Annotated in this window: 1 pseudogene; it reads left to right on the top strand. The window is 65.5% G+C overall.

The features are described from left to right. A pseudogene (locus tag AC1RKE_RS15975) lies at positions 1 to 2,377 on the top strand (hypothetical protein); the annotation flags it as partial.

The following is a 2,377-nucleotide window of genomic DNA, read 5'->3' as shown; positions in this document are numbered from 1 at the left end:
TCGACGACCTACACCTATGACGCCCTGGGCCGTCTGAAGACGGTGACCAACGCGGGCGGGGCGACAGTGACCTATGCGTATGACGCCGCCGGCAACAGAAGCCAGGTTGTAGTCGCGGGCGTTCAGACAGCGCCGTCCGCCTTCGATCTGGGCGCGCCGGTGACCGGGGCTGCCGCGGGCGCCTGGGTTCTCAGTGCGTCTCCGGTGCTCTCCGGCTTCACCGGCGCAGCGGCGATCTCCGTCAGCGGCGGTGAGTACCGGATCGACGGCGGGTCCTGGCAGACGGCGGCGGCCACGGTCAGCGCCGGCCAGTCGGTCCAGGTGCGGGTTCAGGCGCCGGCGACGGCCGGAGCCAGCCAGACGGCGACGCTGGACGTGGGAGGTGTCACGGCTGCCTTCCAGGTCACCACGGCTGTCGCGGCGGCGGATACCACGCCGGACTCCTATGATCTGGGCGGCCCGGCCACTGCGGCGTCTGGAGCGTGGGCGGCTTCGAACACCATCACGGTTTCGGGCGTCAATGCGGCGACGCCGGTGTCGATCAGCGGCGGCCAATATCGGATCAACGGCGGCGCCTGGACGACGGCGAACGGCACGATCACGGCGGGCCAAACCATCCAGGTGCAGGTTCAGGCGCCGGCCGCAGGCGGCGCCGGCCAGACGGCGACGCTGGATATCGGCGGCGTGACAGATACCTTCCAGGTCACGGCGGCCGCGGATACGACCCCTGACGCCGCCACCTTCCAGGACATCACGATCAACTCCAACGACCCGGACGTGGGCTGGATCGGCACGGAGAGTTTGGTCACGGGAATCAATCAGCCGATCACCCTCCGTATCGAGCGATACGGCTATAACGGCAATCTCGACGGCGCATGGATCGACTATCAGGTTTTCGACGCCTCAGGGACCATGGTCGACAGCGGCTATTTTGACGTCCGGGGGACGGCCGCCAACGATTGGCGCTATCGCGACGTCACGGTCCAGAATGGCTACCGCGTTAAATACTTCGCTCACGGGGCGACGAACAGCGGGGCGCGTTCGGCCGGATGGACCATGACGATCTGGAACAAGACGCTGGGTGACGCGGGTTCCCCGACGGTTTGGAGCCAGAAGGCGGTCTCGGTCACCGTAGACGCCGACAACAACCACAATGTCGCGGACTATGCGCTGGACCCGCTCGACTGGCCCAATATGGCCGAGGCGTCGTCCTCGACCAACTTCGTCACCGGCGGGCCGTCGCTGCCGCTCAACGGGATAAACCGCAACGTCAATCTGAGGGCCACGATCTCCGGGCTGAGCGGCGACCTTTCCGGGGGCTCGCGCCTGGAGATCTGGGTCAACGGCGCGCTGCGGTATCATTCGACCAATCTGGGCAACGGCTCCTGGGCCGGCGGCGACTTCGCGCCGGGCGAGACCGTCCAGTTCGTCGCGCGGGCCGTCTCCGCCGACGGCGCCCAGCGCTCGGGCGGCTACACCGTCACGGTTCAGAACCTCACGACGGGCCAGACGATCGACAGCTTCAGCGTCAGTCAGACGGCGGCGGCGCCCGACTATACGCCCGACGCCTTCAATGATTTTACCGACCAGAACGGCGTGACCGACGCCCCGACGATCTGGTTCGGGCCGGCGCAGACGGTTACGGGGATCAATCGACCGATCACTCTGCGCGTGGAGCGCTACAACTACAGCGGAAACCTGAGCGAGGTTTACGTCAACGTCTATCGCGACAGCGGCTCAGGCTGGGTGCATCAAGGATACTTCGATCCGCGCAACACCCAAGGATACCAATACGTCGATGTGACGGTGAACAACGGCGACAAGATCCATTATGCGATCGACGCCCGCACCTCCGAAGGCCGTCGCACCGGCACGATGAACATGGTGGTGTGGAACCTGTCCCAGCCGGGCGGCTCGGTACAGCTGTCGAACCGCACGGCCAACATCACCGTCGATAATGACAACAACTATCCGAACCGCAACGTCAGCGCGGTGGATTGGGACAACGGCCACTTCGAAACCAATGACAACACCGGCGCCGGCGCGACTGGTTATCGTCCGATCGCCGGCATTGAAGCGCCGGTCACCCTGCGGGCCGACATCCAGAACATCACCGGCCAGGGCTATAATCTGGCCGACGGCGGGACCTTCTACATCGAAAGCGCCACCCGCGGCCGCCTGGCGTCCACGCCCTGGCGCAACGGCGGCTCGGTCTCAGCGGTCGTTCAGCCGGGCGAGCAGATCCGCTTCTACAACGACGCCTTCACCAGTCAGGGCCGCAAGCAATACGGCTTCGACGTTCAGGTCTACAACGCCACGACCGGCGCCTTTATCGACCACCACTACCAAAGCGGCGTCCTCGACGCCGATAACAACT

The sequence above is a fragment of the Brevundimonas sp. GW822-FHT03E11 genome, assembly GCF_058801445.1.
This window is presented reverse-complemented; position numbering and strand designations above follow the sequence as displayed.